Below are 25,714 nucleotides of genomic sequence, written 5' to 3'. Positions count from 1 at the left end.
GGGAGGCGGGTCAGGCGGCCCGGTAGCCGTCCCGGTCGGACCGGGTCAGGGTGGCTTCCGGGGCGCCGATCAGGATCAGCGCCCGCGCGGTGCTCGGCTGGCCGGTTGCCAGGCCTGCGGCACCGCCGAGGTAGCCGGCCCGGCCCTCGCCGGTGACGGGTCGCCGGTCCGGCGTGGTGGGCCGGCTGTCGGCCGGCAGATGCAGGAACAGGCTCAGCGCCGACGAGGTGGCGTCGTGCAGCACCAGCAGCCGCAGGCCCACGACGCCGGAGCCGTCCGGTCGCCGGAAGTGCCGGATCCACGGCTGGTGGTCACAGACAGGGTGGGCGTCCCAGATCCGGCGGAAGCTGGGGCTGCTGATCCGAAGGTCATGGACCAGTTGGCTCGGTCGGGACTCACCGAGCCAGTTGACCGACGACCGGCGCAGGTGCGCCACGATCGACCGCGCCTCGTCCGGCCAGTTCGCCAGTCGATCGCGGGCCTGCCGGTCGGTGAACATCCACCAGACGATGTTGCGCCGGTACTCCGGCTGCCGGCCGAAGTCGGTGTACCACTGGGTGGTGGCCGGGTTCCAAGCCAGCACGTCGCCGTACTCGTTGCAGACGTAGGCGGGGTAGCGGTGCGACATGTCGGCCACCATGCTCAGCGCTTCGCGCAACGCCACCCGGGCGCTGCGCCGCACCGGTGGCTCCTGGGCGACCCGGCGCAACTCGAACAGGTAGCGGCGCTCCTGATCGGTCAGGCCCAGCACCTCGGCGACCCGTTGCAGGCGTTCCGTGGAAGGCGCCGGGTTGCGGCCCTGCTCCAGCCGCGTGTACCAGGTCGGACTCACCCCGGCCAGCACCGCCACCTCCTCACGGCGCAGCCCGGGGGTGCGTCGCCGGATGTCGGCGGGCAGGCCGACCTCGGACGGGTCGCGGCGGATCCGTCGCGAGGTGAAGAAGGAGCCGAGGGCCCGAAGGAACGTCTCGCCGGTGCGCTGGCGCGCCGGGCTGTCGGCGGCAGCGTCGTGGTCGTGCTCCGAGCCGGAGCACACCGGGATCTCGTCACGCCAGGCTTTCCACTCTGTCATCGGGTTCCTTCCCCGTCGACTACTGCCACCGGCGGTGTGCCGCGGTGGCGATCCGGCGGGTGTCCGCCGCCATGGGTAAAGATCGAGGCGGCCCGGCTCGCCGGGCCGGAGCACGGCCGGCGGCCCACCTCGCGGGCAGCCACCCGTGATGCCCGACGATTACCACGAGGCATCGATGAGTTCCGCTCAGTTACCTTTCGCTTTCTACACGCGCGCGGGTGACAACGGCAAGTCCCCGATCTTCGGCGGCTGACCGGCAGCCGTGCCACCAGCGGCGGATCACCGACGTAGCCAGGTCACGACCAGGCTGGTCCTGCGAGGACCAGTCACCGGGCGGCCGGTCTCGGCAGGACCCGTCGCCGGGTGGACGGTTATCGCGCTACCCGCCTCTTCGCGCGCTGGATACCGCACCCGGCGTCGACGAGACTGACCATCCGCCACCGGACCGGGCCGCCACGACCCAGGCCGACCGGTCCGGCCCCGGCAGCATTCAGCGGAGGGCAGCAGCGGTGAGAACACCATCCGTGGCCATTCTGGGCACCGGTTCGTACCTGCCGAAGGACGAGGTGCACAACGAGGAGGTCGCGGCCCGTGTCGGGGTCGACCCCGACTGGATCGACACCCGTACGCAGATCCGGACCCGCCGCTACGCCGCGCCGCACGAGGCCACCTCGGACCTGGCCGCGTCCGCCGCCGAGCAGGCTCTGCGTCACGCCGGGACCGACCCGGACGAGATCGACTACCTGATCCTGTCCACTTCGACACCCGACGCCCCGCTGCCGTCGACCGCCTGCGTCGTACAGGATCTGATCGGCGCCCGCAACGCGGCCGCGTTCGACGTCAACATCGCCTGCAGCGGCTTCGTCTACGCGCTGGCACTGGCCGACGGCCTGCTCGCCCGTCGGCCGGGGACCCGGGCCCTGGTGGTCGCGGCGGACATCTACTCACGGGTCCTCGACTTTCAGGACCGGCGTACCGCTGTCCTGCTCGGCGACGGCGCCGGCGCGGCCGTCCTCGGTGCCGCCGACGGCGGCGGCCTGTGCGGGTTCAAGCTGGTGGCCGACGGCGCGGCCCGTGACCTCATCTGGATCGATGCCGGCGGCAGCCGTCGGCCCGCGTCCGCGCGGACCGTCGCCGACGGGTCCCACTACCTGCGGATGCAGGGCCGGCGGGTGAGCGAGTTCGTCGTCGACCGGGTGCCCGCGACGATCGCCGCGCTGCTCGCCGAGGAGCGGCTGCCCGCCGCACAGGTCGACCACTTCGTGCCGCACCAGGCCAACGGCGTCCTGGTGGCCGAGCTGCCCGGCCGCTGCGGGCTCACCGCCGCCGCCACCCACCGCACCGTCGAGCGCTACGGCAACATCGGCAGCGCCTCGGTGCCGGTGACCCTGGACGTGGCGAACCGGGCGGGCCTGCTGCACGACGGGCAGTCGGTCGTCCTCGCCGGCTTCGGTGCCGGCATGTCGGTCGGTGCTGCACTCCTGCGGTGGACGGCGACCCGGTGACGCCGGCCGACGGGGACCCGGGCACCGTCGCGGGCGGCCACCCGCCGACGGCGGCCGACGGCGACGCGGGCATCGACCGGGTCGGCGTCCTCGGCTGCGGACAGATGGGGGTCGGTATCGCCGAGGTGGCCGGCCGGGCCGGCCTCGACGTCGTCCTGGTGGGTTCGAGCGAGCAGTCCCTGGCCGCCGGCCGGGCCCGGCTCGCCGACTCACTGCGGCGGGCTGTCGAACGTGCGGTGTACGACGCGGCGACGGCCGCCGCGATCCACCACCGGGTACTGCTGACCACCGACGTCGGGCAGTTGGCCGACCGGCAGATCGTGGTGGAGACCACCGTCGAGGACGAGCAGCGCAAGCGGCAGGCGTTCATCCTGCTCGACGAGGTGGTGAAGGACCCGACGGCGATCTTCGCCACCAACACGTCGTCGATCCCGGTGGGAAACCTGGCCGCGGCGGTGAGCCGCCCGGAGCAGGTGGTGGGCACCCACTTCTTCCATCCGGTGCCGGTGATGCCGCTGGTCGAGCTCACCGCCGGGCTGCAGACCACCACGACGACGGTACGCCGTACCCGGCAGCTGCTCGCCCAGCAGCTCGGCAAGCAGGTGATCGACGCGCCGGACCGCGTCGGCTTCGTGGTGAACGCGCTGCTGGTGCCGTACCTGATGGCGGCGGTACGGATGGCCGAGTCCGGCTTCGCCCGGCCCGCCGAGATCGACGACGCGATGGTCGGCGGCTGCCGGCATCCGATGGGCCCGCTGCGGCTGGTCGACCTGATCGGTCTGGACGTGCTCGAATCCGTCGCGGACGCGCTCTACGCCGAGTTCCGCGAGCCGACCCACGCCCCGCCGCCGCTGTTGCGCCGGATGGTCCGGGCCGGACGGCTCGGCCGCAAGTCGGGCCGGGGCTTCTACGACTACCCGGTCTGACCGGCCGGACCTGACCCGGATCAGGCCGGACCCGACCCGGATCAGGCCGGACCCGACCCGGATCAGGCCGGATCAGGCCGGATCCGGACTGACCCGCCCGGACAGGTGGCGATGGTGGTCGGCCGGTCGCCTTGCCGGAAGCGACGGGCCGACCACCATCACGTTCTCAGGAGCAGGCCACCCCGTTGACGGTGATCAGCTCCGGCGCCGGATTGGCGCCACCACCGGTGGTGGCGTTCAGCCCGAACATCACCGTGGCACCCGGACCGATCCGACCGTTGTAGGTCTCGTTGCGTGCCGTCACGGTCGCACCGGACTGGGTCACCCCGGCCAGCCAGGCTTCGCGTAGCCGCTGGTCGCCGGTGAAGGCGAACCGGGCCGTCCAGCCGTCGATCGCGGTGGTGCCGGTGTTGGTGATGTCGACCTGGGCGGTGAAGCCGCCGCCGCCGGCCCAGGCACCGTAGTTGACGTACTCGGCCCGGCAGGCCAGTGGTGCGACAGCGGCCTCGGCGTCACCCTGGTCGCCGAGGAAGGACGCGATCCAGCTCAACGCCGAGTTCCAGTTGATCGCCACCTCGTTCGTCGCGTAGGACTCGATGTCGTCGACGTAGCAGAACATCGGCGCGCAGCCGGCCAGCAGGTCCCGGACGAACGGGTCGTCCAGACCGGCGTTGGCGCCACCGGCGATCGATCCGGCCGGAGGGATCGGCAGGTCCGGGTCGAGCTGGTTGGCGAAGATCCGGCTGTGCTGGTTGCGCGGGTAGACCGTGCCCCAGCCGGTGACGTACGAGTGGTTCAGCGCGTTGCGGCCGAAGATGTAGTCCATCGCCTGCACCGCGCCGTCGCGGTAGGCGGCGTCACCGGTCATGTCGTACGCCGTCGCCAGCACCACCGCGTTGTTGATGATGTTGCTGTTGCCGCCCCAGAAGTAGGAGCCGCGGTTGCCCGGCAACGGCAGCCCGTACGCCTGACCCGCCAGGGTGGCCAGGTAGGCGTCGGCGGCATCGGTCACCGACGCCCGGATCCGTTCCCGCTCCTGCGGGGCCAGCCCGTTGGGCACGGTGGCCAGGTCGAGCCGACCCAGCGCGGCGGTGCTGCCCCAGCCGAAGCCGTTGGGGTCGAAGACGTTCGCGGTGTGGTGCCGTGACGCCGTCACGTCGGCCAGGTATCCCTGCTCCCCGGTGGTCAGGTACAGCTGGGCGGCGGCCCAGTAGAACTCGTCACTGACGTCGCCGTCGCTGTAGGAGCCACCGCCGTTGCCGTCGTTGGGGTCGGCGATCCGGTCAGGGTTTGCCCTGGCGGCCGCGTACGCGGTCTTCGCCGCGGTCAGGCACTGGCCGGCGAAGGCGGCATCGTACGGGGCGTACAGCCGGGCACACTGAGCGGTGACCGCTGCCAGGTTGAGCGTGGCCGCGGTCGACGGCGGGTGCAGTTCGCGCAGCTCGGGGTCGTCCTCGGGCTGCATCGGCATGCCCGTCCAGTTCCGGTCGTGCATCTTGTGGTGGGCCATCCCGGCCAGCGGCTCACCGGCCGGCACCTGCATCCGCATCAGGAACTCCAGCTCCCAGCGGGCCTCGTCGAGGATGTCCGGTACGCCGTTGTCCCGCTCGGGCACCCGCAGGGTGCCGTCGGCCAGGGCGGCACCGCCGTCGGCGCTGGGCGCGGTCTTGGTCCGCTCGAAGGCGCTCAGCAGCTGGTAGGTGGCGATCCCGCCGTTGACGACGTACTTGCCGTGGTCACCGGCGTCGTACCAGCCGCCGCGCACGTCGAGCCGGTAGTCGCAGACCCCGGGCTGGCACGGCACGTCGGTGTCGCCCTGGTTGGGGGCCACGCCCAGGTGCCCGGCCGGGCGGGCGTACTCCTCGCCGACCAGGTCGCCGTCGATGGCGATGCCGCTGCGCTGGATGTAGAAGAACTGCAGGGCGTCGGAGCGCAGCTGCTGGTAGATGTCGCCGGAGATGGCGAACGGGTAGCTGGTCTCGCCGTCGGCGACCAGGGTGAACCCGGTGCCGGTGCCTCGGTACGCGGAGAAGTCGACGGTGTGCACCTGCTCGCCGGAGGCGGCGTCGAGCCCGCGCGGGGTGCTGGTGCCGCTGGCGGCCACGCTGCCGTCGGCGGCGTGCAGGGCCCAGTCCAGGGGCGTCTCGGCGTCGGTGACGATGGTCGCGTTCTTGGGCCCACCGGGCAGGTAGCCGACCTGGTTGACCCGGACCCGGGGGCCGGTGTCCGGCTCGTACGGTGGTTCTTCCTCGCCGCCGCGCAGCGACACGTCGTCCAGGCAGAACGTGTACGCCGAGGCGTTGCCGCCGAGCTGGAAGGCGAGTTGGGCGCGGGCGGTGTCCTCGGTGGCGACGAAGGTCTGCTCGACGCGCTGCGGGTCGCCGGTCAGCGTCAGGTCGCGGTTGAAGTAGCCGGTGTACGGGTCGGCGCCGAGCTGCACGACGGTGCGGACGGTCGCGGCGGGTTCGGCGCTGACCTCGAAGGCGATCGCGTACTCCTCGCCGGCGATCAGCGGTAGACCCTCCTGCAGGATGCCGGCGTCCCACGGGTTCGCCAGACCAGCGGGAACGTTCGCGCAGAGCCGTCCGTCGACCACCTGAGGGCTGGCGGTGCCGTAGCTGATCCAGCCGGTGGTGCCGTCGCTGAAGTCGCCGTTGGTGATCTGTTCCGGCCCGCCGGGCGGTGGTTGCGCGCTGTCGTCGCTGATCAGCGAGACGTCGTCGAGGCAGAGGGTGTAGTCGGCGGTGCCGCCGCCGAGCTGGAACGTGAAGGTGCCGTCGGGGGAGTCGAGGTTGGCGGTGAACTCGGCGGTCACCGTCTCGGCCGTCGGGCCCAGGTCGAGCTGGCGGCTCAGTACGGTGGTGTACGGGGCGGCGTTGAGCTGCACGTTCGCCCGGACGCTGGCCGGCACGTCGGTGGTGGCGGTGAAGGTCAGGCGGTACGCCGCACCGTCGATGAGTGGGATGTCGTTGTGCCCGATGCTGGCGTCCCACGGGTTGGCGGTGCCGGCGCCGACGGTGGCGCACAGCCGCCCGTCGGTGGCGGCGAGGGTCACGTTGTCGGTGGCCCACCAGCCGGTGGTGCCGTCGTCGAAGCTGCCGTTGACGATGTGTTCGCGTTCCTCGGCGTGGGCCGAGGCCACGGTGAGGGCCGTCAGCGCGAGGACGCTGGCGCTGGTGGCGGCGAATAGCGCGACCGCGCGGCGTCGTCTGGGTCGGGTCACGGGGGTCCTTCCGTGCAGGGGCCGGGGGACGTTCTGGGAGCGCTCCCATAGATCTGCAACGATGTTGCCAGGGCGTTTCCGGAGTGTCAATCAATGTCGCCGTGTCGTCCGGCGGCCACGCTCCCATGCTGCCGGTTATGCTAAAAAAGTACCGATTTAGGATACCGGGACCGGCAATTCTTCATGATCTTTGGCATCTGCATGCTGATCTACTAGAGACATTTCGGCCCTCTTCCTGGCAGGCTGCCAGCCATGACCCTGAAGCTGCGTTCCGCGGCGGTGACCGACCGCGGCCTCATCCGGAGCGGGAACCAGGACTCGGTCCATGCCGGAAACTGGTTGGTCGCTGTCGCCGACGGGATGGGCGGGATGGCCGCCGGGGATCTGGCGAGCAAGATCGCTATCGAAGCGATCGCCCAGCTCGACGTCGCGACGGCCGACGACGAGCTGGTGCCCCGCCTGCGGAGTGCGGTCGAGGCGGCCAGCGCCCAGATCCGGGCGGCGGTCGAGGCCGATCCGGCCCGGGAGGGGATGGGTACGACCCTGACCGCGCTGCTGTTCGCCGGCTCCGGCACCGCGATCGGGCTGGCCCACGTCGGTGACTCCCGGGCCTACCTGCTGCGGGGCGGGGCGCTGGAGCAGGTGACCCGGGACGACACGTTCGTGCAGATGCTGGTCGACGAGGGTGTGATCACTGCGGAACAGGCGGCCAGCCACCCTCGGCGCGCGGTGGTGACCCAGGCGCTGCAGGGCGACAACGTCAACCCGGCGTACCAGGTCCTCGAGCCGCAGACCGGTGACCGGTGGCTGCTCTGCAGCGACGGCCTGTCGAACGTCGTACGCGCGGAGAGTATCGCCGAGGTGCTGGCCACCTACGCCGACCCGCAGGCCGGCGCGCAGCGGCTGGTGGACCTGGCGATCCGGGCCGGTGGGCCGGACAACATCACCGTGGTGATCGGCGACATCACCGAGGTCACCGACTGAGCATCGGCCGCACCGACTGAGCGCCCGACGCGGTGCGGCCGCCCCGGCGTGTGTCGGAGCGGCCGCCTGGTGTCAGCTACGGGCATCCACCTGCCCGATGATCGTTCAGTACGTCGACTGCAGTTGACCCCGCAGCTTCGTCAGCGCCCTGGCCAGCAGCCGCGACACGTGCATCTGGGACACGCCGACCTGGTCGGCGATCTGCGACTGGGTCAGGTTGCCGTAGAACCGCAGGGTCAGGATCCGCTGCTCCCGCTCGTCCAGGGTGGCCAGGGCCGGGCCGAGCGCCACCCGTAGCTCGGCGAGCTCGTACTCGCGGTCCTCGGCACCGAGCATGTCGGCCAGCTCGGTGGCCCGCTCGCCGTCGCCAGTCGGCGTGGACAGCGACACCGCGTTGTACGCGCGGGCACCCTCCAGCCCTTCGAGGACCTCCTCCTCGGTGATCCGCAGGTGCGCGGCGATGTCGGCGACCGTCGGCGAGCGGCCCAGCGTCTGCAGCAGGGTGCTGTTCGCCTCGGAGATGCTCAGCCGCAGCTCCTGCAGCCGACGGGGCACCCGGATGTCCCAGGTGCGGTCCCGGAAGTGCCGCTTGAGCTCGCCGATGATCGTCGGAATGGCGTACCCGGCGAAGTCGACACCCCGGCTCGGGTCGAACTTGTCGATCGCCTTGATCAGGCCGACCGCCGCGGTCTGGGCCAGGTCGTCGGTCGGCTCGCCGCGCCCGCTGTAGCGCTGGGCGAGGTGCTGGGCCAGGGGCAGCCACGCCTCGATCGCGCGATCGCGCAGCGCCTCCCGGGACGGGTGACCCGCCGGCAGGGCGGCCATCGCGTTGAGCAGCTCGGTGGCGCTGTCGGCGGGGGCGTTGGCCCGCTGGCCGAGGGTGGCGCCCGACATGGTCTGGTCGGCGGTCGCCGGCTCGTGCACCGTCGGGCGTCCAGTGAGTGTCGCGGTCATGGTGGTCCTCCCTGCACCTCGTCCGCGGATATGGAAGGTGGTGCGTTCAGCTGTACTCGCTAGGGTCTTTCGGCCTCTAACACTAGCCTGGTCGGTCAGCTGAAAGCTAGCCGAAAGTACGATGTATTTAACGCCCACTATTCCTCAAGTCGGACATTTTGCCGCCCGATCGCCTCACTTCTCCACCCGGGGTACCCCCGGATCGGTCAATGAAGCGCCACCAACTTCTCGGGATCGTCGACGGGAAGTTCGCCCTCGGTCACCGCCAGTACCGACATGCCGGTCAGGTCCACCGCCCCGCCGACGGTGGTCGCGAACGCCACGTCCGCCGCGTCCCGGCCTGTCGCGATCCGCACCAGGCTGCTCCGGGGGGCCAGTCGCGTCGCGTCCCACACGTACCAGTGGTCGTCCACCGCGGCCTCGGTCACCAGGTGGAAGTCCATCGGTGACAGGCCGGGGGCGTAGACCGCCACCACCCGGGCGGGAATGTCCATGGCGCGGCAGAGGGCGACCGTGAGATGGGCGTAGTCCCGGCACACGCCGGCCCCGCCGAGCAGGGTCTGTGCCGCGTCCGTGCTCGGCCCACTGGCACCCGCGGTGTAGGTGGTGTGGTCGTGCACGTAGCTGCAGATGGCCCGCACGGTGTCGGCGTCGTCGCCGTGGCCGGCGAAGCGGGCCGCCGCGAACCCACCCAGCCGGTCCGACGGGCAGTAGCGGCTCGGCCGTAGCGACACCACGCGCTCCCACGCCGACACCGGGGCCGGTGCCGCCGGTGTCGGCCGGGTCACCGTCGCCTGGTACCGCACGGTGATCCGGCCGGGCGGTGCCGCCAGCAGGTGGTGGCGCCCGCCGGCGGCCCAACTGTCGGCCACCTCCTCGGGGACCGACTCGTCGGCTGCGGTCGTGGCGGTCAGTCGGGCATCGGGCCCCTGCCGGTACGCCGTCACCTGCAGCGCGATCGTCGTGGTCGTCGCCACCTCGTAGGTCAGCTCGCAGCCGACCGTCACCGCCGTCTCGTCACCCATGACTCGTTCATACCCATCCGCCACGCTGCCACCAACCGTGACGCGACGTGGGTCACCGTACGGGCATTAGTTGAAATTTGAAATAAGCGCTAGTCTGGGTGTCATGGACGACCAGCGCGACGCGCAGCGCCTCGCCGCCTGGCGGGCCTACATCGAGTCCAGCCAGCGGCTGCTCACCCTGCTCGGTGACGAGTTGCGCGAACACTGCGGGCTCAGCCTGGCCGACTACCACGTCCTGCTGCTGCTCTCCGAGGCCCCTGGGCGGCGCCTGCGGATGGGCGAACTGGCCAGCCGGCTGGTCTTCTCCCCGAGCCGGTTGACCTACCAGGTCGCCACCATGCAACGGCGGGGCCTGGTCGAGCGGCAGAGCTGCCCGCAGGACCGACGCGGCAGCCACGCGGTGCTCACCGCCGAGGGCCTGAACCAGCTACGGGTGGCCGCGCCCGTGCACCTCGCCGCCGTCCGCCGGGTCTTCCTCGACCACCTCGACGACGCCGACATCGCCCAGCTGGGTCAGGTGTTCGGCGCGCTCGATGCCCGCCTCGGCGGACCGTCGGCCGGCGCCAGCGGACCCGACTGCGGCGCCGAGGTGACATCCATCGTCAGCACCACACCAGCCCGAAAGAGGACCTGATGCCCGCGATCACCGTCGACGACGTACTCGTTCTGCCCCGCCTGCCGCAGTTCGATCCGGCGGCCGGGACGATCCGGCCGGTGCGCCGGGTCTCCACCGCCCCGAGCGGTTTCGAGGGCGAAGGCTTCCCCGTCCGTCGGGCCTTCGCCGGGGTACCGATGACCGAGCTCGACCCGTTCCTGCACCTCGACCAGATGGGAGAGGTGGAGTACGCCCCCGGCGAACCCAAGGGGACCGCCTGGCACCCGCACCGCGGCTTCGAGACCGTCACGTACATCATCGACGGGATCTTCGACCACCAGGACTCACACGGCGGGGGCGGCACCATCACCGACGGGGACACCCAGTGGATGACCGCCGGTTCCGGGCTGCTGCACATCGAGGCACCGCCGGAGCACCTGGTCGTCAGCGGCGGGCTGTTCCACGGCCTGCAGCTGTGGGTGAACCTGCCCCGGGTGAAGAAGTTCGCACCGCCGCGCTACCAGGACATCCGGGGCCGTGAGGTCGGTCTGCTCACCACCGGCGACGGCGGCGCGCTCATCCGGGTGATCGCCGGCGACGTCGCCGGACACCGCGGCCCGGGTTCCACCCACACCCCGATCAGCATCGCCCACCTCACCGTACAGCCCGGTGCACAGGTCGACCTGCCGTGGCGGCCGGACTTCAACGCCCTGGTGTACGTGCTCGGCGGCCGGGGAACGGTCGGCACCGCGCCGCATTCGGTGCGCACCGGGCAGCTGGCGGTGCACGGGCCCGGGGACACGTTGCGGATCACCGCCGACGCCCGGCAGGACAGCCGGACGCCGCAGCTCGACGTGTACGTGATGGGCGGTGAGCCGATCCGTGAGCCGATCGCCCAGTACGGGCCGTTCGTGATGAACACCCGGGCGGAGCTGGTCACCGCGTTCGAGGACTACCAGGCCGGCCGGCTCGGCGTCGTACCGGCGGCCCGGACACCACACAGCGGCGGCCAGCAGCCGCCGCTGTGACGCCGGGACCGGCCCTCACGACACGAGGAAGACCCCGAGGACGCCGAGTACCACCATTACCAGGACCGCCACCAGCAGGCCCTGTTCGCTGGCGACGGTGTCGCCGGTGTACGACTGCTGGGGATCCGGGGTGACGATCTCAGTGCTCATCGTGCCTCCTCAGCGTGCTGTCCTGGCCTGACAATGACGGTAGGCAGCCGGCCGCGTCCGTGAATCCCGAACCTGTGCCACCTACGGGTGTCGCCGCAGGCTCATGTACCCGCCCCGCTGCGGCGGACACCCGGATCGGCCGAGGATGTCGGTGAGTTCTGCCCGATGGACCGGCCCGGGCACCGGTACCGAGCCCAGCACGGACACAGCACGGACCGGGCGGCCACGCCGCCCGGTCCGTTGGTCGCTCGCATCGATCGACCGGTGCGCCTACCTCCCGGCGCGGCCGGCTCCGGCCCGGTCTGCCAGCGCCTGACGCGCCTGCTCGGCGAACTCGGCGTCCACCGTCACGCCGTACTGGCTGGCCTGGAGCAGACTGCGCGAGGAGAAGTCCCGGCGGCCGCCGGTCATCGCGTGCGCGACGGCGCCGAAGATGGCCCCCCAGACGGCACCGATGACCAGCGCGGTCACGATGATGCCGAGCCAGTTGACCACGGCGAAGATGCCGATGAGCAGACCGATGAACAGACCGAACCAGGCACCGGTACCCGCGCCGGCGGCGGCGGCCCGCCCGACGGTCAGCCGGCCGGTGACGTCCTCGACCAGTCGCAGGTTGGTGCCGATGATCGCGGTCCGTTCGACCGGGAACTTGCTGTCCGAGAGCTGGTCGACGGTCCGCTGAGCGGCGGCGTAGTCCGGATGGTTGGCGATCGTGACCGTGGACCGGTCCTGATCACCGGGCTGCGGTGCGGCACCTGGCGTGGTGGGGTAGGCGACGGGCCCGGCAGGCACGCCCGCCGGGAAGTTGGCCGTGTCCCCGAAGGTGCCGGGCGTCGAGGCGTCCGTACGGATCGTGGATCTGGTCATGGATGGCCTCCCTTCCCGCAGTTAGTGCCCCGGGAAGGGGACGGATAACCTACCGGCCGCGACGGACGTGGCACGATTTCGGCCCCTCCCCGTCGACGGGGAGGGGCCGAAACGTAGGTCCGGAATCGGCCGGACCTCGGTCCGCCCGCGCCAGGGGCGGTAGGCACGGGACGGACCCGGCGCTACCCGCTACAGGCGGCGCCGTTGAGGGTGAAGCTGGACAGCGGCGGCAGGGTGCTGCCGCTGTAGGTGCCCTGGAAACCGATGCTGACGGTGGATCCGGACGCCAGCGAGCCGTTCCAGGCGGCGTTGCGGACGGTGATCTGGCTGCCGGACTGGCTCCAGGTGCCGTTCCAGCCGTTGCTCAGGCTGACGTTGGAACCGGCGGTGAAGGCCAGCGTCCAGTTGCTGAGCGAGGTGCCCTGGTTGGTGATCCGGATCTCCCGGGTGAAGCCGCCACCCCACTGGTTGGTGGTGTAGCTGACGGCACATCCACCCGCCGGCGGTGCGGTGGTGGGTGGTGCCGTGGTCGGTGGTGCCGTGGTCGGCGGCGCGGTCGTGGGCGGCGGCGCGGTGGTCGGGCCGGCGGCGATGGCCAGGTCGTACGCCCGCTGCGGCACGAACTGCCCGGCGGCGGCGATGCAGCCGTCGGCCTCGCCCGGCAGCTTCACCCAGAGGAAGGCGTCGATCTTGCTGTCGCCGGTGTTGGTGGTGCTGGCGGTGCCGATCGCGCGGCCGGCCGGGTCGCACCACTCGGAGCCGAGCGGGCCGTTGCCGTTGCGGCTGGTGTCGATCACCGCGGTGAGGTGGTTGGCGCCGGTGGCGTTGATGACCGCCTTGACGTAGTTGACTGCCTCGCTGGTGCTGCGGTAGTTCGACACGTTGCTGGAGATGCCGTGGGCGCTGTTGGCCACGTCGGCGCCGGTCAGCATGCTGGCCATCGCCGAGGGCGAGTGCCACGCCGAGTGCCCGGCGTCGAAGTAGACCCGGGCCTGCGACGAACCGGCCTTGAGCGCCTTGCCGGCGTACGCCATCGACGCCCGGACCTCGGCCTGTTCGCCCGCGCTCATGCAGGTGCCCATCAGGGCGAGCACGTCGGGCTCCAGCACGATGTACGCGGGGCGGTTGCCGAGGCCGGCGGCGACCTGGTCGACCCACTGCCGGTACGCGGTGTGGTTGGGGGCACCCCCGCTGCTGTGGTTGCTGCAGTCGCGGTTCGGGATGTTGTAGACCACCATGATCGGGATCTTGCCGGCGGCCGCGGCGGCACCGACGTAGGAGCTGACCTGGTTGCGGACCTCGTTGGGGTTGTACTGGGTGAACCAGCGGCCCTGGGGGACCGAGGCGATCCGATCGCGGATCACGTTCGCCCGGTAGTCACCGGGGTTCGCCGCCACCCAGCGGGCGGCGGAAGTGTCCGGGTCGACGTAGAAGACGGAATCGGCGGCCTGGGCGGCCGTGGGCTGCAGCAGCCCGACACCGACCGCGGTGGCGACCGAGAACGCCAGGACGGCGGCGGCGCCAACTGCGGTGAGCGCAGATCTCCTGCGCATGGGCACTCCCTCCGGGTAGGGACGATATATTGAAAGCACTAACTGGAAGCGCTCCCATGGATATCGACTACCGTACGGGCGTGTTGCCGATATGTGAAGAGCCCGTGACGTAGATGTCCAGAAACTTCTATATGATGATATATCGATGGTGGGCCGGCTGCCGTGGTCAGTCCAACGGCGTACGGAACTGCGGAAGCAGGGCGATGACCCCGAACGCCGCACCCGCCGGGTCCGTCAACTGCGCGTACGTGCCCGCACCGGCGACGTACGGGCCGAACGTCACCTGACCGCCGAGGGCCTCGCACCGCGTGACCGCCGACGCGCAGTCGTCCACCTCGAACGTGGTTCGCCAGTGGGCCGGCACCTGGGGCGGGTACGACACGGTCATGTCGATCAACCCGGCCACCTCGCGGGTGGTGCCCACCCACCACTCCTGGTAACTGGCGGAATCGCTGTAGCTGCTCGCGCGGGCCGTCCAGCCGAAGAGGCTCCCGTAGAAGCTGCCGGCTCCGCTGACGTCGCGGGTGGCGAGCTCGTTCCAGCAGGCCGCGCCGGGTTCGCCGCTGACCTGTGCGCCGGGGAAGGGGTCGCGCTGCCACAGTCCGAACACCGCGCCCTGCGGGTCGGCGACCAGTGCGGCGGCACCCCGCTGGGCGTACCGGGTCGCCGGCGTGAGCGTCGCCGCGCCGGCCTGCGTCGCGGCGACGACCGTCGCGTCGAGGTCGTCGGTGGCGAGGTAGGTCACCCAGGCCGACGGCGCCGCAGCGGGCGCGGCGACGAGGCCGGCGGCGGCCAGGTCCCGCAGGTGGAAGTCGACCGAGCCCGAGGCGGGATGGTCGGCGGGCTTCCAGCCGAACAGCTCGCGGTAGAACTCGATCGAACCCTCGGGGTCGCTGGTGCGTAGCTCGGACCAGCAAGGGGTGCCCGCAGGGTAACCTCTGATTCGCACCGTGTGTTCCTCTTCGCGTCATTTATCCCGTTTGGCGTGACCAGTTACTCTACGCCGAGGAAACGCCGGACGCGGGTCGGCTGAACGGCCGAATTGATGTCACGTTCGGTGAAGATCAGGGTTACGTGTCGACCGGAAGCATGATCTCGAACCAGACCGTCGAACCACGAACCGACGGGTCAGTGCCCCAGGTGTCGCTCAACTGCTCGATGAGTCCGAGCCCCCGCCCGCGACTGCTCAGCGTGTCCGTCCGGGCCCGGCTGACCGTACCCCGGGTGCCACTGTCCGCGACCGACACCAACAGTCGCTCCTGGCTCAGGTCGATCTCCACCCGCGCCTCGGTCCCGGCGTGCAGCAGCGCGTTCGTGGTCAACTCGCTGGCGCACAGCACCGCCGGGCCGATGACCGACTCCGGCACCCGCCACTGTGCCAACTGGTCGGCCAGCCAGTGCCGGACCCGGCTCGGCGCGATCGGCTCGGCCGGCACCAACAGCCCTGCCGACCGACTCGGTGCCGCGGCGTGCTCCACCGCGAGCACCGCCACGTCGTCGTCGGTGGTTCCGGCCACCGCTCCACTCGCCACCGCGCACAGGTTGCGCGGATCGCTGGTGCCGGTCGCGGCGATCGCCGCCGCCAGCGCCGACATGCCGGCACCCAGATCGTGACCCCGGCGCTCCACCACCCCGTCGCTGAACATCAGCAGGGTGTCTCCCGGACGCAGCACCACGTCCACCGGCTCGCGCGGCCCGGCCAGCCCGAGCGGTACGCCGGGCGGCACCTCGGCGAACTCGGCCCGTGCCGCCGGGGTGCCGGGACGGCGGATCAGCGGCGCCGGATGACCAGCGCTGGCCAGCGTCAACCGCCCGGCCGACGGATCGAGTACGCCGTACAGCACGGTGACGAAGAGCTCCTCGTTGCGGCTCTCCGCGCCCAGGCTGTGCACCAGCCGGTCCAGTCCCGTCAACACGGCGGCCGGCGCCGGATCGGTCAACGCCAGCCCGCGCAGCGCCGCCCGGACCTGGCCCATCAACGCCGCCGCCCGTACGTCGTGCCCGGCCACGTCGCCGAGCACGACGGCCAGCCCGCCGTCGGGCAGCAGGAACGCGTCGTAGAAGTCGCCGCCGGCCGAGTTGCCGTCCACGCCCGGGTCGTAGCGGGCGGCGAGCCGGAAGCGGGGCAGATCCGGCAACTGTTCCGGCAACATGCTGCGTTGCAGCAGTTGCGCTGTACCGTGCTGGGTCTCGAACCGGCGCGCCCGCTCCGCCGCCTGGGTGACCAGTTCGGCGACCGCCGCCAGCAGCGCCCGCTCGGCCGGCGGCCACTGGTGCGGCTCCCGGTAGCCGAATGTGATCCCGCCGCGCAGCGAACCCGCCCGCAACGGCAGCGCCGCGAGCGCCGCCACCCGCTCGTCGTGGCGGTCGATGGCGTACCGGGCCAGTGGCCGACCGTCGCTGGTGAAGCGGGGGACACCGGTGGTGCCGACGGCCGCCAGCGGCGTCGCGGCGTCGCGTGGCAACCGCCGCCAGACCGGCGGCAGCCGTTCGTCGGCCTCGTCGAGCAGCTCACCACGGACCCGACGGACCACCCGCCACCCGCCGCCGTCGTCGATGCCGATCGCCACCTGGTCGATGTCGAACGAGGCGAGACCGTAGCGCAGGGCGACCCGGGCCACGTCGTCGAGGGTGAGGGTGCCGGCCAGCGCCGCCGTCAGCTCACTCAGGCTCTGCAGCCGGTGGGTGATCGCGCCGGTCTCGGTGGCGACCGAGAGCATCCCGATGATCGTCCCGTGGCTGTCGCGCACCGCCGAGTAACCCCGGGTGTACGCGGTCGTGCCGCCGGCACCGTCGATGTCCGCGACGAACGGCGCCACGGTCTCCGACTCGAGGAACGGCTCCCCGGTGCGGTAGACCCGTTCGACCACGTCACCGACCCCCGGCTGGTGCCACGAATCGGCGAAGACCTCGGCGGCGGGCTGGCCGAACGCGTGCGGGTGCTTGTCGCCGAGCAGGTCGGCGTACGCGTCGTTGTAGATCATCAGGAAGTCGTCGCCGTACACCAGCGCCATCGGCACGGGGGAGGCCAGCAGCAGATCGACGGTGGCCCGTACCGCCGGGTCCCAGCCGTCGACGGGCCCCAGCGCCGTCTGCGCCCAGTCGTGTCGTTGCACCAGGTTCGGGCCGTCCGGCGGCGGGGCCACCGGCGCCGACGCTCCGGCGGCGACGGCGGAACGGGCAGCAGGTACGCCGGTGGGGGTGTCGCGGGTACGCCCGGTGCTGCCTGCCATGGGGGGCAGCCTATCCGGGCGGTGACCGGTGGGGGGCGTGGACCGCCGCAGGGTGGGTATGCGGGCCGGCGGTAGGCGATGCAGCGCGTCCGAACGACAGCGAGGCGACGCATCGACAGACGAGGCGGAAGGGAGGACCGGATGTCCTCAACGTACGCGTCGGCGCAGGTCGATATTGGGAATGCGCTGACTGACATGTGGCGGTCCGTGATACTTTTCGTGCCCCGGGCCATCGCGTTCATCGCGATTCTCGTGGTCGGATGGTTGATCGCGCGGGCCGTCCTGAAGGGTGTCGACAAGGCGCTCGAACGCGTCGGGTTCGACAAGGCCGTGGAACGTGGCGGTATCGGTCGGGCGCTGGAACGCACCCGGTACGACGCCAGCGACATCCTGGCCAGACTGGCGTACTACGCGGTGCTGCTGTTCACCCTGCAGTTTGCTTTCGGCGTCTGGGGACCGAACCCGATCAGCGACCTGATCAGCGCCGTCGTGGCGTGGCTGCCCCGGGCGTTCGTCGCCATCGTGATCGTGGTCGTCGCGGCGGCCATCGCGACGGCGGTACGTGACCTGGTGTCCGGCGCACTCGGCGGGCTCTCCTACGGGCGGGTGCTGGCGACCGCAGCGTCGGTGTTCATCATCGCGCTCGGTGTCATCGCGGCGCTCAACCAGGTCGGGATCGCCACCACCGTCACCACACCGGTGCTGATCGCGGTCCTGGCCACCATCGCCGGCATCCTGATCGTCGGCGTCGGTGGCGGTCTGGTCCGTCCCATGCAGCAACGGTGGGAGGACTGGCTGACCAAGGTGGCCCACGAGTCCCAGGCGATCCGGGACAGCCACCAGGCGTACCAGGCGGGGCGGGAGGACGTGGGTCAGCGGATGAACGAGCCGACCCAGGTGATCCCGCAGGGCCAGCAGGCACCGGCGATGTCCGGTGGCCGGGAGGCGGCCAGCGGTCGGGGCATGACCGGCCCCGGCGCCGGTCAACCAGGTGGGATGACCAACCCGCCCGGCGGGACGACCCGGCCGGGCGGCAGCACCGGCTGACCGCGTCGCCCGCCGATGATTTTCCGGGGGCTTGTCACGGGACGGGCGTCGCCCCGCCGGTGACAGGCCCCCGACCGGGCGTCGGTATCCGTCGCCCGGTCGGGGTCGGCAACAGCTGGGTCAGCGGTGGCAGCTGGCGGCGAGCTGGCAGACGGCCACCAGCCGCAGCGTCACCCAGTCGGCGCGGCTCCAGTCCGTCGTTGGTCCGACCGGCGGGTGCCAGCCGGACTCGACGGCGGCGTCGCGCACGCCCTGCGCGTACCGGGCCAGGGTCACCGGGTGCAGTGGCCGCAGGTCCGCCCAGAGCCGGTCCCGCACCCCCGCCCCGTGCTGGTCCAGCTCGGCCAGCAGGCCGGGGGAGCCGGCGGCGGCGCGCAGACCGTGATCGCCGAGTGCGGCGTGCAGATCCTGCAGCGTGCTGCGTGCCGAGCGCCGGGCCGCCGGCGCGGCACGCAGGCTCGGGACGGGGCTGCCGTACGGTGTCGTCACAGCTGGCGGCGGTCTGCTACTCGGCCCGGCGGTCGGCCGTGGCGGGGCGGCGTCGTGCCGCGTCGTCGGCGATGATCACCGTGGCCACCATCAGCGCCACGCAGACGCTGAACAGCCAGGAGTCATCGGGGAGCAGATAGGCCGAGACCGGAGCCTGCAGCGCGGCCAGCACGAAACCGAGCCAGGCCCAGCGCCGTTGACGCGTGGTGAGGAAGCCAGGGGCGGGACGCATCCAGAAAGTCTTGCGCGGCGGAGCCGGACCGCCGTCAGCCGATCGGTCGAGGATCAGTGGCCGATCCGCCCCATGTCGGAGCTAGCGGACAATCCGGCCGGGCGAGTGGGCTGCCCGGGCAGGCAGCGTCGCACCGGGCAGCGGGAGCCCGTCCCGGGTCAGTTCGGTCCGGTCCGGCCGGTGGTCGACGGTCGGTACGCCCGGTCGGGGTCGGTGGCGTGCCGCTGCGTACCGCCCTCGGCGGCCTCCGGGCCGTGCCCGAACTCCTCCTCGGCCCCGGCGTCGCTGCCGGTCACGTCGTCGACCTCCCCGTCGGCCGCCGGCGCGGCCACCGCGCGTTCCAGGTCGCGCAGGGGCAGCCGCTGTTCGTCACGCCAGACACCGTCCACTGGATCAGTCATGTCCGCCGGGTTACCCGCAACCCGGGCCGGCAAACGCCCCGAGGCGCGCCGGCCGGGCACGCACGACGGCGCGGACCCGGTCCGGGTCCGCGCCGTCGTGCACAGGTCGATCGCCGGGCTGCCCAGCTGTGGGTCGGGGCTCCGGCCGGACGTCACGGTTGGGGCCGGGGCACCTCGCCGCGCCAGGCTCCGGTCTCGACGCCCTGACGGTTCTCGATGAACTCCTTGAAGCGCTTCAGATCGCCCTTGACCCGGCGGTCGACGATGCCGAGCTTGTCGCCGGCCTGCTCGGCCAGCCCTTCCGGGTCGAACTCCATCTGCGCGGTCACCCTGGTGTGGTGGTCGTCGAGCCGGTGGAAGGTGATCACACCTGCCTGCTTGACCCCGCCGGTGGCGGTCCAGGCGACCCGCTCGTCAGGGATCTGCTCGGTGATCTTCGCGTCGAACTCGCGGGTCACCCCGGCGATCTCGGTGGTCCAGTGGGTCATCGTGTCCGACACCTGGGTGACCTGGTCGACACCCTCCATGAAGTGCGGGAACTCCTCGAACTGGGTCCACTGGTTGTACACGGTGCGCACCGGCACCGCGACATCGACGTACTCCGTCACTGCACCCATCTGATGTTCCTCCTCAGTTCCGCCGGGCCGCGGGCGGCGCGGTCACCAGCGGGTCGATTCGTTGGCGTGGCCGAGCGCGGCCCACACCTCGGACACCGTCTGGAACGTGCGGCCCGCCGGCAGCTGGTCGATTTCGTCGAGTACGTCGGCGGGCGCCTCGTTACCCTCGGCGCTGCGCCGCAGGGCGCTCCGGTCGCCGGGCAGCGCCGAAAGGTTGATGTAGCGGCCGAGTCGGCTGCGCTGCTCCACGTCCTCGCTGGACATGCCCTGCGGGGTGCCGGACCGGTTGTCGCCGGCCGGCACGGTGGTCGGCTCCGGCTGGTCCTCACCCGGGGGCTCCGCTTCGTGCCACTCCTGCGCCCGGCCGCCGGCGGTGCCCTGCGTGGTCCCCCGGATGTCGTGCGCCATGCTGTCGTCCACCCGGGGGCTGTGCTTGCTGTTGCCGCGTTCCATAGCTGTTCGACTACCCGGCAGTGCCGGCCTCAAACACCGGCGTGGGTCGGTCAGTCGGCCGGGGTCCGCGGTGGCAGTACCGGATCGGCCGGATCAGGGTTGCCGGCCTGGACGGCCCGGCCGCGCTGCACCCCCGCGTTGATCTCGACCCCGAGCATCACGGCCAGGTTGGCCAGGTAGAGCCAGACCAGGAACGCGATCACCGCGCCGAGGCTGCCGTAGGTGACGTCGTACGAGCCGAAGTACGCCACGTAGGTGCCGAAGCCGGCCGAGGCGACCGCCCACAGCAGCAGCGTCACCGCACCGCCGACCGCCAGCCACCGGAATTTCGGCTGTCGGACGTTGGGGGCCACCCAGAACAGCAGGGTCAGCAGCCCGACCATGATGGCGACCAGCACCGGCCATTTGACCAGGTTCCACGCGGTTCGCGGGGCCTGACCCAGGCCGAGCAGGTCACCGACGGCGTCGGCGACCGGCCCACTGACGATCAGCATCGTGGCGACCAGCGCGACCAGCACCAGCCCGGCGGCGGTCAGCCCGAGCTGCTGCGGCTGCAACCGGTAGAACGGCCGACCCTCGGACACGCCGTAGATCGCGTTGGCCGCCCGGGTGAACGCCCGGACGTAGCCCGATGCCGACCACAGGGCCGCCAGCAGGCCGAAACTGAGCAGCACCCCGGCCGAACTCTGCTGGTTCACCACCTCGTCGACGACGGTGACGAACCCTTCGTTGCCGACCACGGCACCGGCACCGACATCGTCGGCCAGGTCGACCACGGTGCCCACGGTCCGCTCGCCGTCGGAGACCAGCCCGACCAGCGCGACGACGACGATCAGGGACGGAAACAGCGCGAGCACCCCGTAGTAGGTCAGTGCGGCGGCCCAGTCCAGACAGTTGTCGGCCATGAACTTGCGACCGCTGCCGACGAGGACCGTCCGCCAGGTGGCGGGGGTCAGCTCGCGGAGCCGCACCGGGCGTCGGGGGTCGGTCTCGACGGTGTCGGCGGTGGATTTCATACCCTGCCTCGTTACCCTCGGTGTCCACCGGCAAACCGGTGGTCCGGGTTTGCCGGATCCCGGGGCGGGCACAGTGTCAGGTGACCCGACCCCGAGAGTCGAGGAGGCGATCATGCCAGCTCGTGAGGAACTTCCCAGCACGCTGCGCCGTTCGTCGCGCAAGGCGCAGGACACCTGGTCCAAGACACACGACGCGGCGGTCGAGACCTACGGCGAAGGGGAGCGGTCGCACCGCACCGCCTTCGCGTCGCTCAAGCACTCCTTCGAGAAGGTCGGCGACCACTGGGAGCCCAAGGAGAAGAAGGGCCCCAGCGACGAGCAGGCCGCCCGGGGCTACCAGGACCGGCCGGCGGCGGGTGCCGGTGGTGTCGACGCCCGGGCGTCCAAGGACCACCTGATGGAGGTGGCCCGCCGGCTCGACGTCAAGGGCCGCTCGTCGATGACCAAGGACCAGCTGGTCACCGCGATCGGCAAGGCGAACCGCCGCGAGACGGCCCGGGCCCGCGAGTAGTCGCGGTCCGTCGGCCGGCACCGGTGCGTCGGCGGCCCGTCCGGGCGTACGGAGCTCACCAGCGCCCGTCCGGGCCGTCGGGGCCGGTCAGGTGCAGCACCTTCATCACGGTCATCTCGTCCAGCAGCTCCGGCCCGTAGCCGAACCCTTCGCCGCTGCCGCGTCGGGGATGCGCGGCCCCACCGGGCGCGCCGCCGAAGACCGAGTTGACCTTCACGGTGCCGACCGGCAGTTCCCGCCAGGCCCGCTGCGCGTGGCTCATCGACCGGGTGAGCACGGTCGCCGACAGACCGTACGCCGAACACGCCGCCCGGGACAGGGCCTCGTCGAACGAACCCACGGTCATCACCGGCGCCACCGGACCGAACGTCTCCTCCCGCATGACAGCCATGTCGTCTGTGCAGCCGGTCAGCACCGTCGGCGGGTAGTAGGCGCCGGGCCCCTCCGGCAGGTGGCCCCCGCAGCGGGCCGTCGCCCCGGCCGCGAGAGCCGCCGACACCTGCGCGTGCACCTGGTCGCGGTGCCGGCGGTCGACCAGCGGGCCCAGTTCGGTGTACGGGTCGCGGGCCGGTCCGAGCCGCATTCCGGCGCAGTGTTCGGCCAGCGCCGCCACGAACGGCTCCGCCACCGCGCTGTGCACGTAGATCCGTTCGACGCTGACACACACCTGGCCCGAGTTTGCCAGCGCGCCGAGCGCCGCCTGTTGCGCCGCCCACCGGGGGTCGACGCCCTCGTCGACGATCAACGCGTCGTTGCCACCGTTCTCCCGCAGAACCTTCGCCCCGGTACGGGCACCGGCCTGGGCGATCTCCCGGCCGCTCGCGGTGGAACCGACGTGGGCGACCAGGTCCACCCCGTCCGAGCCGGCGATCCGGGCACCGACCGTGCCGTCCCCGGTGAGCAGCGCGAAGACCCCGTCCGGCAGCTCGTCGGCGACCAACCGGCCGAGCAGGGCGCCGGTCGCGGGGCAGCGCTCGCTCGGCTTGTGCACCACCGTGTTGCCGGTGACCAGCGCGGCGCCGAGCAGCCCGCAGGCGACCGCGATCGGGTCGTTCCACGGGGTCAGCACCGCCACCACACCGCGCGGTACGTACGCCATCAGGTCCATCGCTGCCGGGTCGCCGGCCAGCGCCCGCCCCCGGTGCACCGGGCCCAACTCGGCGTACTGGCGCAGGGTCGCCACCCCGGCCGCGATGCCGGCCCGGGCCCCGGCCAGCGGCTTGCCCATCTCCGCGCTCTGCGCCTCGGCGACCCGGTCGGCGGCACCGGCGAGGGCGTCGGCGACGCGGTGCAGCGCTTCCGCCCGCTGCGCCGCGGGAGTGGCGGCCCACGTCGGTGCCGCCTCCCGCGCCGACTTGACCGCCGTCTGCACGTCCGCGGCGGTGGCGATCGGGCTGCGGCTGACCGGTCCGCCCTCGGACGGATCCTCGACCACCAGCTCCGCGCCGTCGCCGAACCGTCCCCAGATGCCGTCGATGAACTGCTCCACGTCGTACATCCCGGGACGGTTCCCGTTGTCCGCGTCGGCAAACGTTTGGCCCCCACCAGCCGGGGTAGCCAGGCGACGATGACAAGCTCGGGTGTGCAGACAGCGGACGCGGTCGTCATCGGCGCCGGACACAACGGACTGGTCGCCGCCAACCTGCTCGCCGACGCCGGCTGGGACGTGCTGGTGCTGGAGGCGACCGACGCCGCCGGCGGGGCCGTCCGGTCCGCGCAGGTCACCGCGCCTGGCTACCTCAGCGACCTGTACAGCTCGTTCTACCCGCTCGGGTTCGCCTCCCCGGTGCTGCGCGAGCTGCGGTTGGCCGAGTTCGGGCTGCGGTGGCGGCATGCCCCTGACGTCTTCGCCCACCTGCTGCCCGACGACCGGGCGGCGGTGGTCAACCTCGACGCACGGCGTACCGCCGAGTCGCTGGAGGCGTTCGCCGCCGGCGACGGCGAACGCTGGCTGTCGGCGTACGCGCAGTGGCGGTCGCTGTCGGCGCCGCTGATCGACGCGCTGTTCACCCCGTTCCCGCCGGTGCGGGGCGGTGCGGCGATGCTGCGGCGGCTGCGGGTCGCCGGGGCGGTGCGGCTCGCTCGGCAACTGCTGCTGCCGGTACGCCACCTCGGTCGGGAACTGTTCGACGGTGCGGGCGGGCCGGCGCTGCTCGCCGGCTGTGCCCTGCACACCGACCTGTCGCCGGACGACGTCGCCTCCGGGGTGTACGGCTGGCTGCTGGCCATGCTCGGCCAGGAGGTCGGTTGGCCGGTGCCGGTGGGCGGGGCGCAACGTATCACCGACGCGCTGGTCGCCCGGCTGGGCGCGCGCGGCGGTCGGGTGGTCACCGGTGCGGCCGCCGATCGGGTGCTGATCGCCCGTAGCCGGGCAGCCGGGGTGCACACGGTCGACGGCCGGCGCTGGCGTGCCCGGCGGGCGGTGCTGGCCGACGTACCGGCTCCGGCGTTCTTTCTCGACCTGGTGGGTGCCGCGTGGTTGCCGCCCCGCCTGGTGGACGACCTGAGCCGGTTCCGCTGGGACGGGGCGACGGTGAAGGTGGACTGGGCGCTGTCGGGTCCGTTGCCGTGGCGCAACCCGGCGGTCGCCGGGGCCGGCACGGTCCACCTCGGCGCCGATCTCGACGGCCTGACGAAGTACGCCGCCGCGCTCGCCTGCGACGAGGTGCCAGCGGATCCGTTCCTGCTGCTCGGCCAGCTGACGACGGCGGATCCGACCCGGTCGCCGACGGGCACCGAATCGTTGTGGGCCTACACGCATCTGCCGCACCGACCACAGTGGCGACCCGAGGAGGTCCTCGACCACGTCGCCCGGATGGAAGCGCTGCTGGAACGCCACGCACCCGGGTTCGGTGCGCTGGTGCGGGCCCGACACGTGGCCGGCCCGGCCGACCTGCAGCAGGCCAATCCGAGCCTGGTCGGGGGAGCGGTCGGTGGCGGCACCTCGGCGGCGTACCAGCAGTTGTTCTTCCGGCCGGTGCCCGGCCTGGGCCGGGCGGACACGCCGGTGGACCGGCTCTTTCTCGCCTCGGCGTCGGCGCATCCGGGCGGTGGGGTGCACGGCGCGCCGGGGGCGAACGCCGCCCGGGCGGCGCTGGCCCGCGACCGCGCGCTGACCGGCGGCCTGTACGGCGCGCTCGTCTCGACCGCCCAGCGGGCGGTGTACCGCTGATGTCTGTGCCGGGTGGCTGACGGCTGTGCTTCCGGGTGGCGTCAGTCGATGACCATGCGGGGCCGGCGGTGGGCGGGTGGCCGGGGTGCCGGGACCGGGTCGGCCGGGGGCACGGCGGCCGGCGGCGGCACCGTCGGCACCGGGACCGGCCACAGCCCCCAACCCGTGGTGTCCTGCTCAGCGGCGGCGTTCTGCCTGATCGACAGGTGGACATGGCCGGTGTGCGGGTTGCTTCCACTGTAGATTCGGCGGGACCAGTCGGTACTGCGGTTGGCGATCTGCCGTTCGAAAATCCAGTACTGGGCGGCCGGATGGGCCTCGAACGCGGCGAGCAGTGTGGCCACGTCGACGCCGTCGCGGTCGACGTCGATCGCGTTCACGGTGCCCCGGATGTTCGGATTGTGGTCCGAGGTCCGGCTCGCGTGCGACGCGTCGCCGATCCAACCGTCGGACCTGCGGTCCCGGTCCGGCCAGCGGGCGTCGATCTCGATACGGAGCACCTGCAGCGACGGTGCCAGGTAGTAGGACATCGCACCCCCTGTTGTCGTCGGCCCGCGCAGTGGTGTTTGTGTGCGCGATATGTTACCTAGAGTAACCGACGTCTCGGTGTGTCGCCGGATCGGCGAACCCGGCCGGCGATGTCGGATCGAGGCGCGCGACG

The 25,714-nt window shown here is 72.0% G+C and carries 25 protein-coding genes; 8 read left to right on the top strand and 17 right to left on the bottom strand.

The features are described 5' to 3' along the window. Window positions 1-10: 10 nt before the first annotated feature. Window positions 11-1,072, bottom strand: a complete 1,062-nt coding sequence (locus O7608_RS23630; RefSeq protein WP_289206671.1) for a helix-turn-helix transcriptional regulator — start codon at window positions 1,070-1,072, stop codon at window positions 11-13. 509 nt (window positions 1,073-1,581) lie between these two features. Between O7608_RS23630 and O7608_RS23625 the strand changes: the two genes are divergently transcribed. After that, complete coding sequence (locus O7608_RS23625; RefSeq protein ID WP_289206670.1) at window positions 1,582-2,577, top strand: 3-oxoacyl-ACP synthase III family protein; 996 nt, start codon at window positions 1,582-1,584, stop codon at window positions 2,575-2,577. Continuing rightward, window positions 2,559-3,503, top strand: coding sequence for a 3-hydroxybutyryl-CoA dehydrogenase (locus O7608_RS23620; RefSeq protein ID WP_289206669.1), 945 nt, complete (start codon window positions 2,559-2,561; stop codon window positions 3,501-3,503). The genes O7608_RS23625 and O7608_RS23620 overlap by 19 nt, the downstream gene beginning before the upstream one ends. 166 nt (window positions 3,504-3,669) lie before the next feature. On the opposite strand, the gene O7608_RS23615 is transcribed toward O7608_RS23620, so the two are convergent. Beyond that, the gene (locus O7608_RS23615; protein WP_289206668.1) at window positions 3,670-6,726 is read right to left on the bottom strand and encodes a glycoside hydrolase family 9 protein; all 3,057 of its coding nucleotides are present in this window, start codon (window positions 6,724-6,726) and stop codon (window positions 3,670-3,672) included. A gap of 252 nt (window positions 6,727-6,978) precedes the next feature. Here O7608_RS23615 and O7608_RS23610 point away from each other — a divergent pair, with 252 nt between their 5' ends. After that, window positions 6,979-7,710, top strand: coding sequence for a PP2C family protein-serine/threonine phosphatase (locus O7608_RS23610; protein ID WP_289206667.1), 732 nt, complete (start codon window positions 6,979-6,981; stop codon window positions 7,708-7,710). A 105-nt stretch (window positions 7,711-7,815) separates the two neighbouring features. Here O7608_RS23610 and O7608_RS23605 read toward each other — a convergent pair whose 3' ends face one another. Both O7608_RS23605 and O7608_RS23600 read right to left on the bottom strand, forming a co-directional pair. Then, window positions 7,816-8,604 carry a SigB/SigF/SigG family RNA polymerase sigma factor gene (locus O7608_RS23605; RefSeq protein ID WP_289211009.1) on the bottom strand — a complete coding sequence of 263 codons (789 nt, stop codon included), beginning with the start codon at window positions 8,602-8,604 and terminating at the stop codon, window positions 7,816-7,818. A 266-nt stretch (window positions 8,605-8,870) separates the two neighbouring features. Beyond that, entirely contained in the window at window positions 8,871-9,689 is an 819-nt protein-coding gene (locus O7608_RS23600; RefSeq protein ID WP_289206666.1) for a transglutaminase-like domain-containing protein, read from the bottom strand. 103 nt (window positions 9,690-9,792) lie between these two features. On the opposite strand from O7608_RS23600, the gene O7608_RS23595 reads away from it, so the two are divergent. Together O7608_RS23595 and O7608_RS23590 are read left to right on the top strand one after the other, a co-directional pair. Continuing rightward, window positions 9,793-10,323: a MarR family winged helix-turn-helix transcriptional regulator gene (locus O7608_RS23595; protein ID WP_289206665.1), complete on the top strand. Its 531-nt coding sequence runs from the start codon at window positions 9,793-9,795 to the stop codon at window positions 10,321-10,323. Next, window positions 10,323-11,312, top strand: a complete 990-nt coding sequence (locus tag O7608_RS23590; RefSeq protein WP_289206664.1) for a pirin family protein — start codon at window positions 10,323-10,325, stop codon at window positions 11,310-11,312. The genes O7608_RS23595 and O7608_RS23590 overlap by 1 nt, the downstream gene beginning before the upstream one ends. Window positions 11,313-11,327: 15 nt before the next feature. On the opposite strand, the gene O7608_RS23585 is transcribed toward O7608_RS23590, so the two are convergent. The 5 genes from O7608_RS23585 to O7608_RS23565 all read right to left on the bottom strand — a co-directional run bounded on the left by O7608_RS23585 (window position 11,328) and on the right by O7608_RS23565 (window position 17,115). After that, window positions 11,328-11,462 (bottom strand): hypothetical protein, encoded by a 135-nt coding sequence (locus tag O7608_RS23585; RefSeq protein WP_282227855.1) that lies wholly within the window; start codon window positions 11,460-11,462, stop codon window positions 11,328-11,330. A gap of 270 nt (window positions 11,463-11,732) precedes the next feature. Beyond that, complete coding sequence (locus tag O7608_RS23580) at window positions 11,733-12,329, bottom strand: YflT domain-containing protein (RefSeq protein WP_289206663.1); 597 nt, start codon at window positions 12,327-12,329, stop codon at window positions 11,733-11,735. Window positions 12,330-12,511: 182 nt separating this feature from the next. Next, the gene (locus O7608_RS23575; protein WP_289206662.1) at window positions 12,512-13,882 is read right to left on the bottom strand and encodes a glycoside hydrolase family 6 protein; all 1,371 of its coding nucleotides are present in this window, start codon (window positions 13,880-13,882) and stop codon (window positions 12,512-12,514) included. A gap of 166 nt (window positions 13,883-14,048) precedes the next feature. Continuing rightward, complete coding sequence (locus O7608_RS23570; protein ID WP_289206661.1) at window positions 14,049-14,831, bottom strand: VOC family protein; 783 nt, start codon at window positions 14,829-14,831, stop codon at window positions 14,049-14,051. Window positions 14,832-14,952: 121 nt separating this feature from the next. Beyond that, the gene (locus O7608_RS23565) at window positions 14,953-17,115 is read right to left on the bottom strand and encodes an ATP-binding SpoIIE family protein phosphatase (RefSeq protein WP_289206660.1); all 2,163 of its coding nucleotides are present in this window, start codon (window positions 17,113-17,115) and stop codon (window positions 14,953-14,955) included. Window positions 17,116-17,256: 141 nt separating this feature from the next. Between O7608_RS23565 and O7608_RS23560 the strand changes: the two genes are divergently transcribed. Then, window positions 17,257-18,162 carry a mechanosensitive ion channel family protein gene (locus tag O7608_RS23560; RefSeq protein ID WP_289206659.1) on the top strand — a complete coding sequence of 302 codons (906 nt, stop codon included), beginning with the start codon at window positions 17,257-17,259 and terminating at the stop codon, window positions 18,160-18,162. 120 nt (window positions 18,163-18,282) lie between these two features. Here O7608_RS23560 and O7608_RS23555 read toward each other — a convergent pair whose 3' ends face one another. The 6 genes from O7608_RS23555 to O7608_RS23530 form a co-directional block, all read right to left on the bottom strand. Next, the gene (locus O7608_RS23555; RefSeq protein WP_289206658.1) at window positions 18,283-18,651 is read right to left on the bottom strand and encodes a DUF6401 family natural product biosynthesis protein; all 369 of its coding nucleotides are present in this window, start codon (window positions 18,649-18,651) and stop codon (window positions 18,283-18,285) included. A gap of 16 nt (window positions 18,652-18,667) precedes the next feature. After that, a complete protein-coding gene (locus O7608_RS23550) occupies window positions 18,668-18,883 on the bottom strand; it encodes a hypothetical protein (protein ID WP_289206657.1) in 216 nt (71 codons plus the stop codon). Window positions 18,884-19,041: 158 nt separating this feature from the next. Continuing rightward, window positions 19,042-19,284 carry a hypothetical protein gene (locus O7608_RS23545; protein WP_289206656.1) on the bottom strand — a complete coding sequence of 81 codons (243 nt, stop codon included), beginning with the start codon at window positions 19,282-19,284 and terminating at the stop codon, window positions 19,042-19,044. 152 nt (window positions 19,285-19,436) lie between these two features. Next, a complete protein-coding gene (locus O7608_RS23540; RefSeq protein WP_289206655.1) occupies window positions 19,437-19,901 on the bottom strand; it encodes an SRPBCC family protein in 465 nt (154 codons plus the stop codon). A 42-nt stretch (window positions 19,902-19,943) separates the two neighbouring features. After that, window positions 19,944-20,354 carry a DUF2795 domain-containing protein gene (locus O7608_RS23535; protein WP_289206654.1) on the bottom strand — a complete coding sequence of 137 codons (411 nt, stop codon included), beginning with the start codon at window positions 20,352-20,354 and terminating at the stop codon, window positions 19,944-19,946. 50 nt (window positions 20,355-20,404) lie between these two features. Then, window positions 20,405-21,370 carry a YihY/virulence factor BrkB family protein gene (locus O7608_RS23530; protein ID WP_289206653.1) on the bottom strand — a complete coding sequence of 322 codons (966 nt, stop codon included), beginning with the start codon at window positions 21,368-21,370 and terminating at the stop codon, window positions 20,405-20,407. 112 nt (window positions 21,371-21,482) lie between these two features. Between O7608_RS23530 and O7608_RS23525 the strand changes: the two genes are divergently transcribed. Beyond that, entirely contained in the window at window positions 21,483-21,881 is a 399-nt protein-coding gene (locus tag O7608_RS23525; RefSeq protein WP_289206652.1) for a ChaB family protein, read from the top strand. A 55-nt stretch (window positions 21,882-21,936) separates the two neighbouring features. On the opposite strand, the gene O7608_RS23520 is transcribed toward O7608_RS23525, so the two are convergent. Further along, window positions 21,937-23,379 carry an aldehyde dehydrogenase family protein gene (locus O7608_RS23520; RefSeq protein WP_289206651.1) on the bottom strand — a complete coding sequence of 481 codons (1,443 nt, stop codon included), beginning with the start codon at window positions 23,377-23,379 and terminating at the stop codon, window positions 21,937-21,939. A gap of 69 nt (window positions 23,380-23,448) precedes the next feature. Between O7608_RS23520 and O7608_RS23515 the strand changes: the two genes are divergently transcribed. Then, window positions 23,449-25,053, top strand: a complete 1,605-nt coding sequence (locus O7608_RS23515) for a phytoene desaturase family protein (RefSeq protein WP_289206650.1) — start codon at window positions 23,449-23,451, stop codon at window positions 25,051-25,053. A 41-nt stretch (window positions 25,054-25,094) separates the two neighbouring features. Here the strand turns inward: O7608_RS23515 and O7608_RS23510 are convergent, their stop codons facing one another. Continuing rightward, window positions 25,095-25,583: a hypothetical protein gene (locus O7608_RS23510; protein WP_289206649.1), complete on the bottom strand. Its 489-nt coding sequence runs from the start codon at window positions 25,581-25,583 to the stop codon at window positions 25,095-25,097. Window positions 25,584-25,714: the final 131 nt, after the last annotated feature.

Source organism: Solwaraspora sp. WMMA2056 (genome assembly GCF_030345095.1).
In the GTDB taxonomy this organism is placed as follows: domain Bacteria; phylum Actinomycetota; class Actinomycetes; order Mycobacteriales; family Micromonosporaceae; genus Micromonospora_E.
Note: the sequence above shows the minus strand (reverse complement) of the source record. Positions and strands in the feature narration are given on the sequence as shown.

Excerpts from the sequence above, each read along its gene's own strand:
- O7608_RS23515 (WP_289206650.1), top strand. The coding sequence starts at position 23,449 with ATGACAAGCTCGGGTGTGCAGACAGCGGACGCGGTCGTCATCGGCGCC.
- O7608_RS23550 (WP_289206657.1), bottom strand. The coding sequence starts at position 18,883 with ATGCGTCCCGCCCCTGGCTTCCTCACCACGCGTCAACGGCGCTGGGCC.
- O7608_RS23585 (WP_282227855.1), bottom strand. The coding sequence starts at position 11,462 with ATGAGCACTGAGATCGTCACCCCGGATCCCCAGCAGTCGTACACCGGC.
- O7608_RS23605 (WP_289211009.1), bottom strand. The coding sequence starts at position 8,604 with ATGTCGGGCGCCACCCTCGGCCAGCGGGCCAACGCCCCCGCCGACAGC.
- O7608_RS23510 (WP_289206649.1), bottom strand. The coding sequence starts at position 25,583 with ATGTCCTACTACCTGGCACCGTCGCTGCAGGTGCTCCGTATCGAGATC.
- O7608_RS23575 (WP_289206662.1), bottom strand. The coding sequence starts at position 13,882 with ATGCGCAGGAGATCTGCGCTCACCGCAGTTGGCGCCGCCGCCGTCCTG.
- O7608_RS23520 (WP_289206651.1), bottom strand. The coding sequence starts at position 23,379 with ATGTACGACGTGGAGCAGTTCATCGACGGCATCTGGGGACGGTTCGGC.
- O7608_RS23580 (WP_289206663.1), bottom strand. The coding sequence starts at position 12,329 with ATGACCAGATCCACGATCCGTACGGACGCCTCGACGCCCGGCACCTTC.
- O7608_RS23560 (WP_289206659.1), top strand. The coding sequence starts at position 17,257 with ATGTCCTCAACGTACGCGTCGGCGCAGGTCGATATTGGGAATGCGCTG.
- O7608_RS23600 (WP_289206666.1), bottom strand. The coding sequence starts at position 9,689 with ATGGGTGACGAGACGGCGGTGACGGTCGGCTGCGAGCTGACCTACGAG.
- O7608_RS23630 (WP_289206671.1), bottom strand. The coding sequence starts at position 1,072 with ATGACAGAGTGGAAAGCCTGGCGTGACGAGATCCCGGTGTGCTCCGGC.
- O7608_RS23535 (WP_289206654.1), bottom strand. The coding sequence starts at position 20,354 with ATGGAACGCGGCAACAGCAAGCACAGCCCCCGGGTGGACGACAGCATG.
- O7608_RS23595 (WP_289206665.1), top strand. The coding sequence starts at position 9,793 with ATGGACGACCAGCGCGACGCGCAGCGCCTCGCCGCCTGGCGGGCCTAC.
- O7608_RS23540 (WP_289206655.1), bottom strand. The coding sequence starts at position 19,901 with ATGGGTGCAGTGACGGAGTACGTCGATGTCGCGGTGCCGGTGCGCACC.
- O7608_RS23610 (WP_289206667.1), top strand. The coding sequence starts at position 6,979 with ATGACCCTGAAGCTGCGTTCCGCGGCGGTGACCGACCGCGGCCTCATC.
- O7608_RS23545 (WP_289206656.1), bottom strand. The coding sequence starts at position 19,284 with ATGACTGATCCAGTGGACGGTGTCTGGCGTGACGAACAGCGGCTGCCC.
- O7608_RS23565 (WP_289206660.1), bottom strand. The coding sequence starts at position 17,115 with ATGGCAGGCAGCACCGGGCGTACCCGCGACACCCCCACCGGCGTACCT.
- O7608_RS23530 (WP_289206653.1), bottom strand. The coding sequence starts at position 21,370 with ATGAAATCCACCGCCGACACCGTCGAGACCGACCCCCGACGCCCGGTG.
- O7608_RS23590 (WP_289206664.1), top strand. The coding sequence starts at position 10,323 with ATGCCCGCGATCACCGTCGACGACGTACTCGTTCTGCCCCGCCTGCCG.
- O7608_RS23525 (WP_289206652.1), top strand. The coding sequence starts at position 21,483 with ATGCCAGCTCGTGAGGAACTTCCCAGCACGCTGCGCCGTTCGTCGCGC.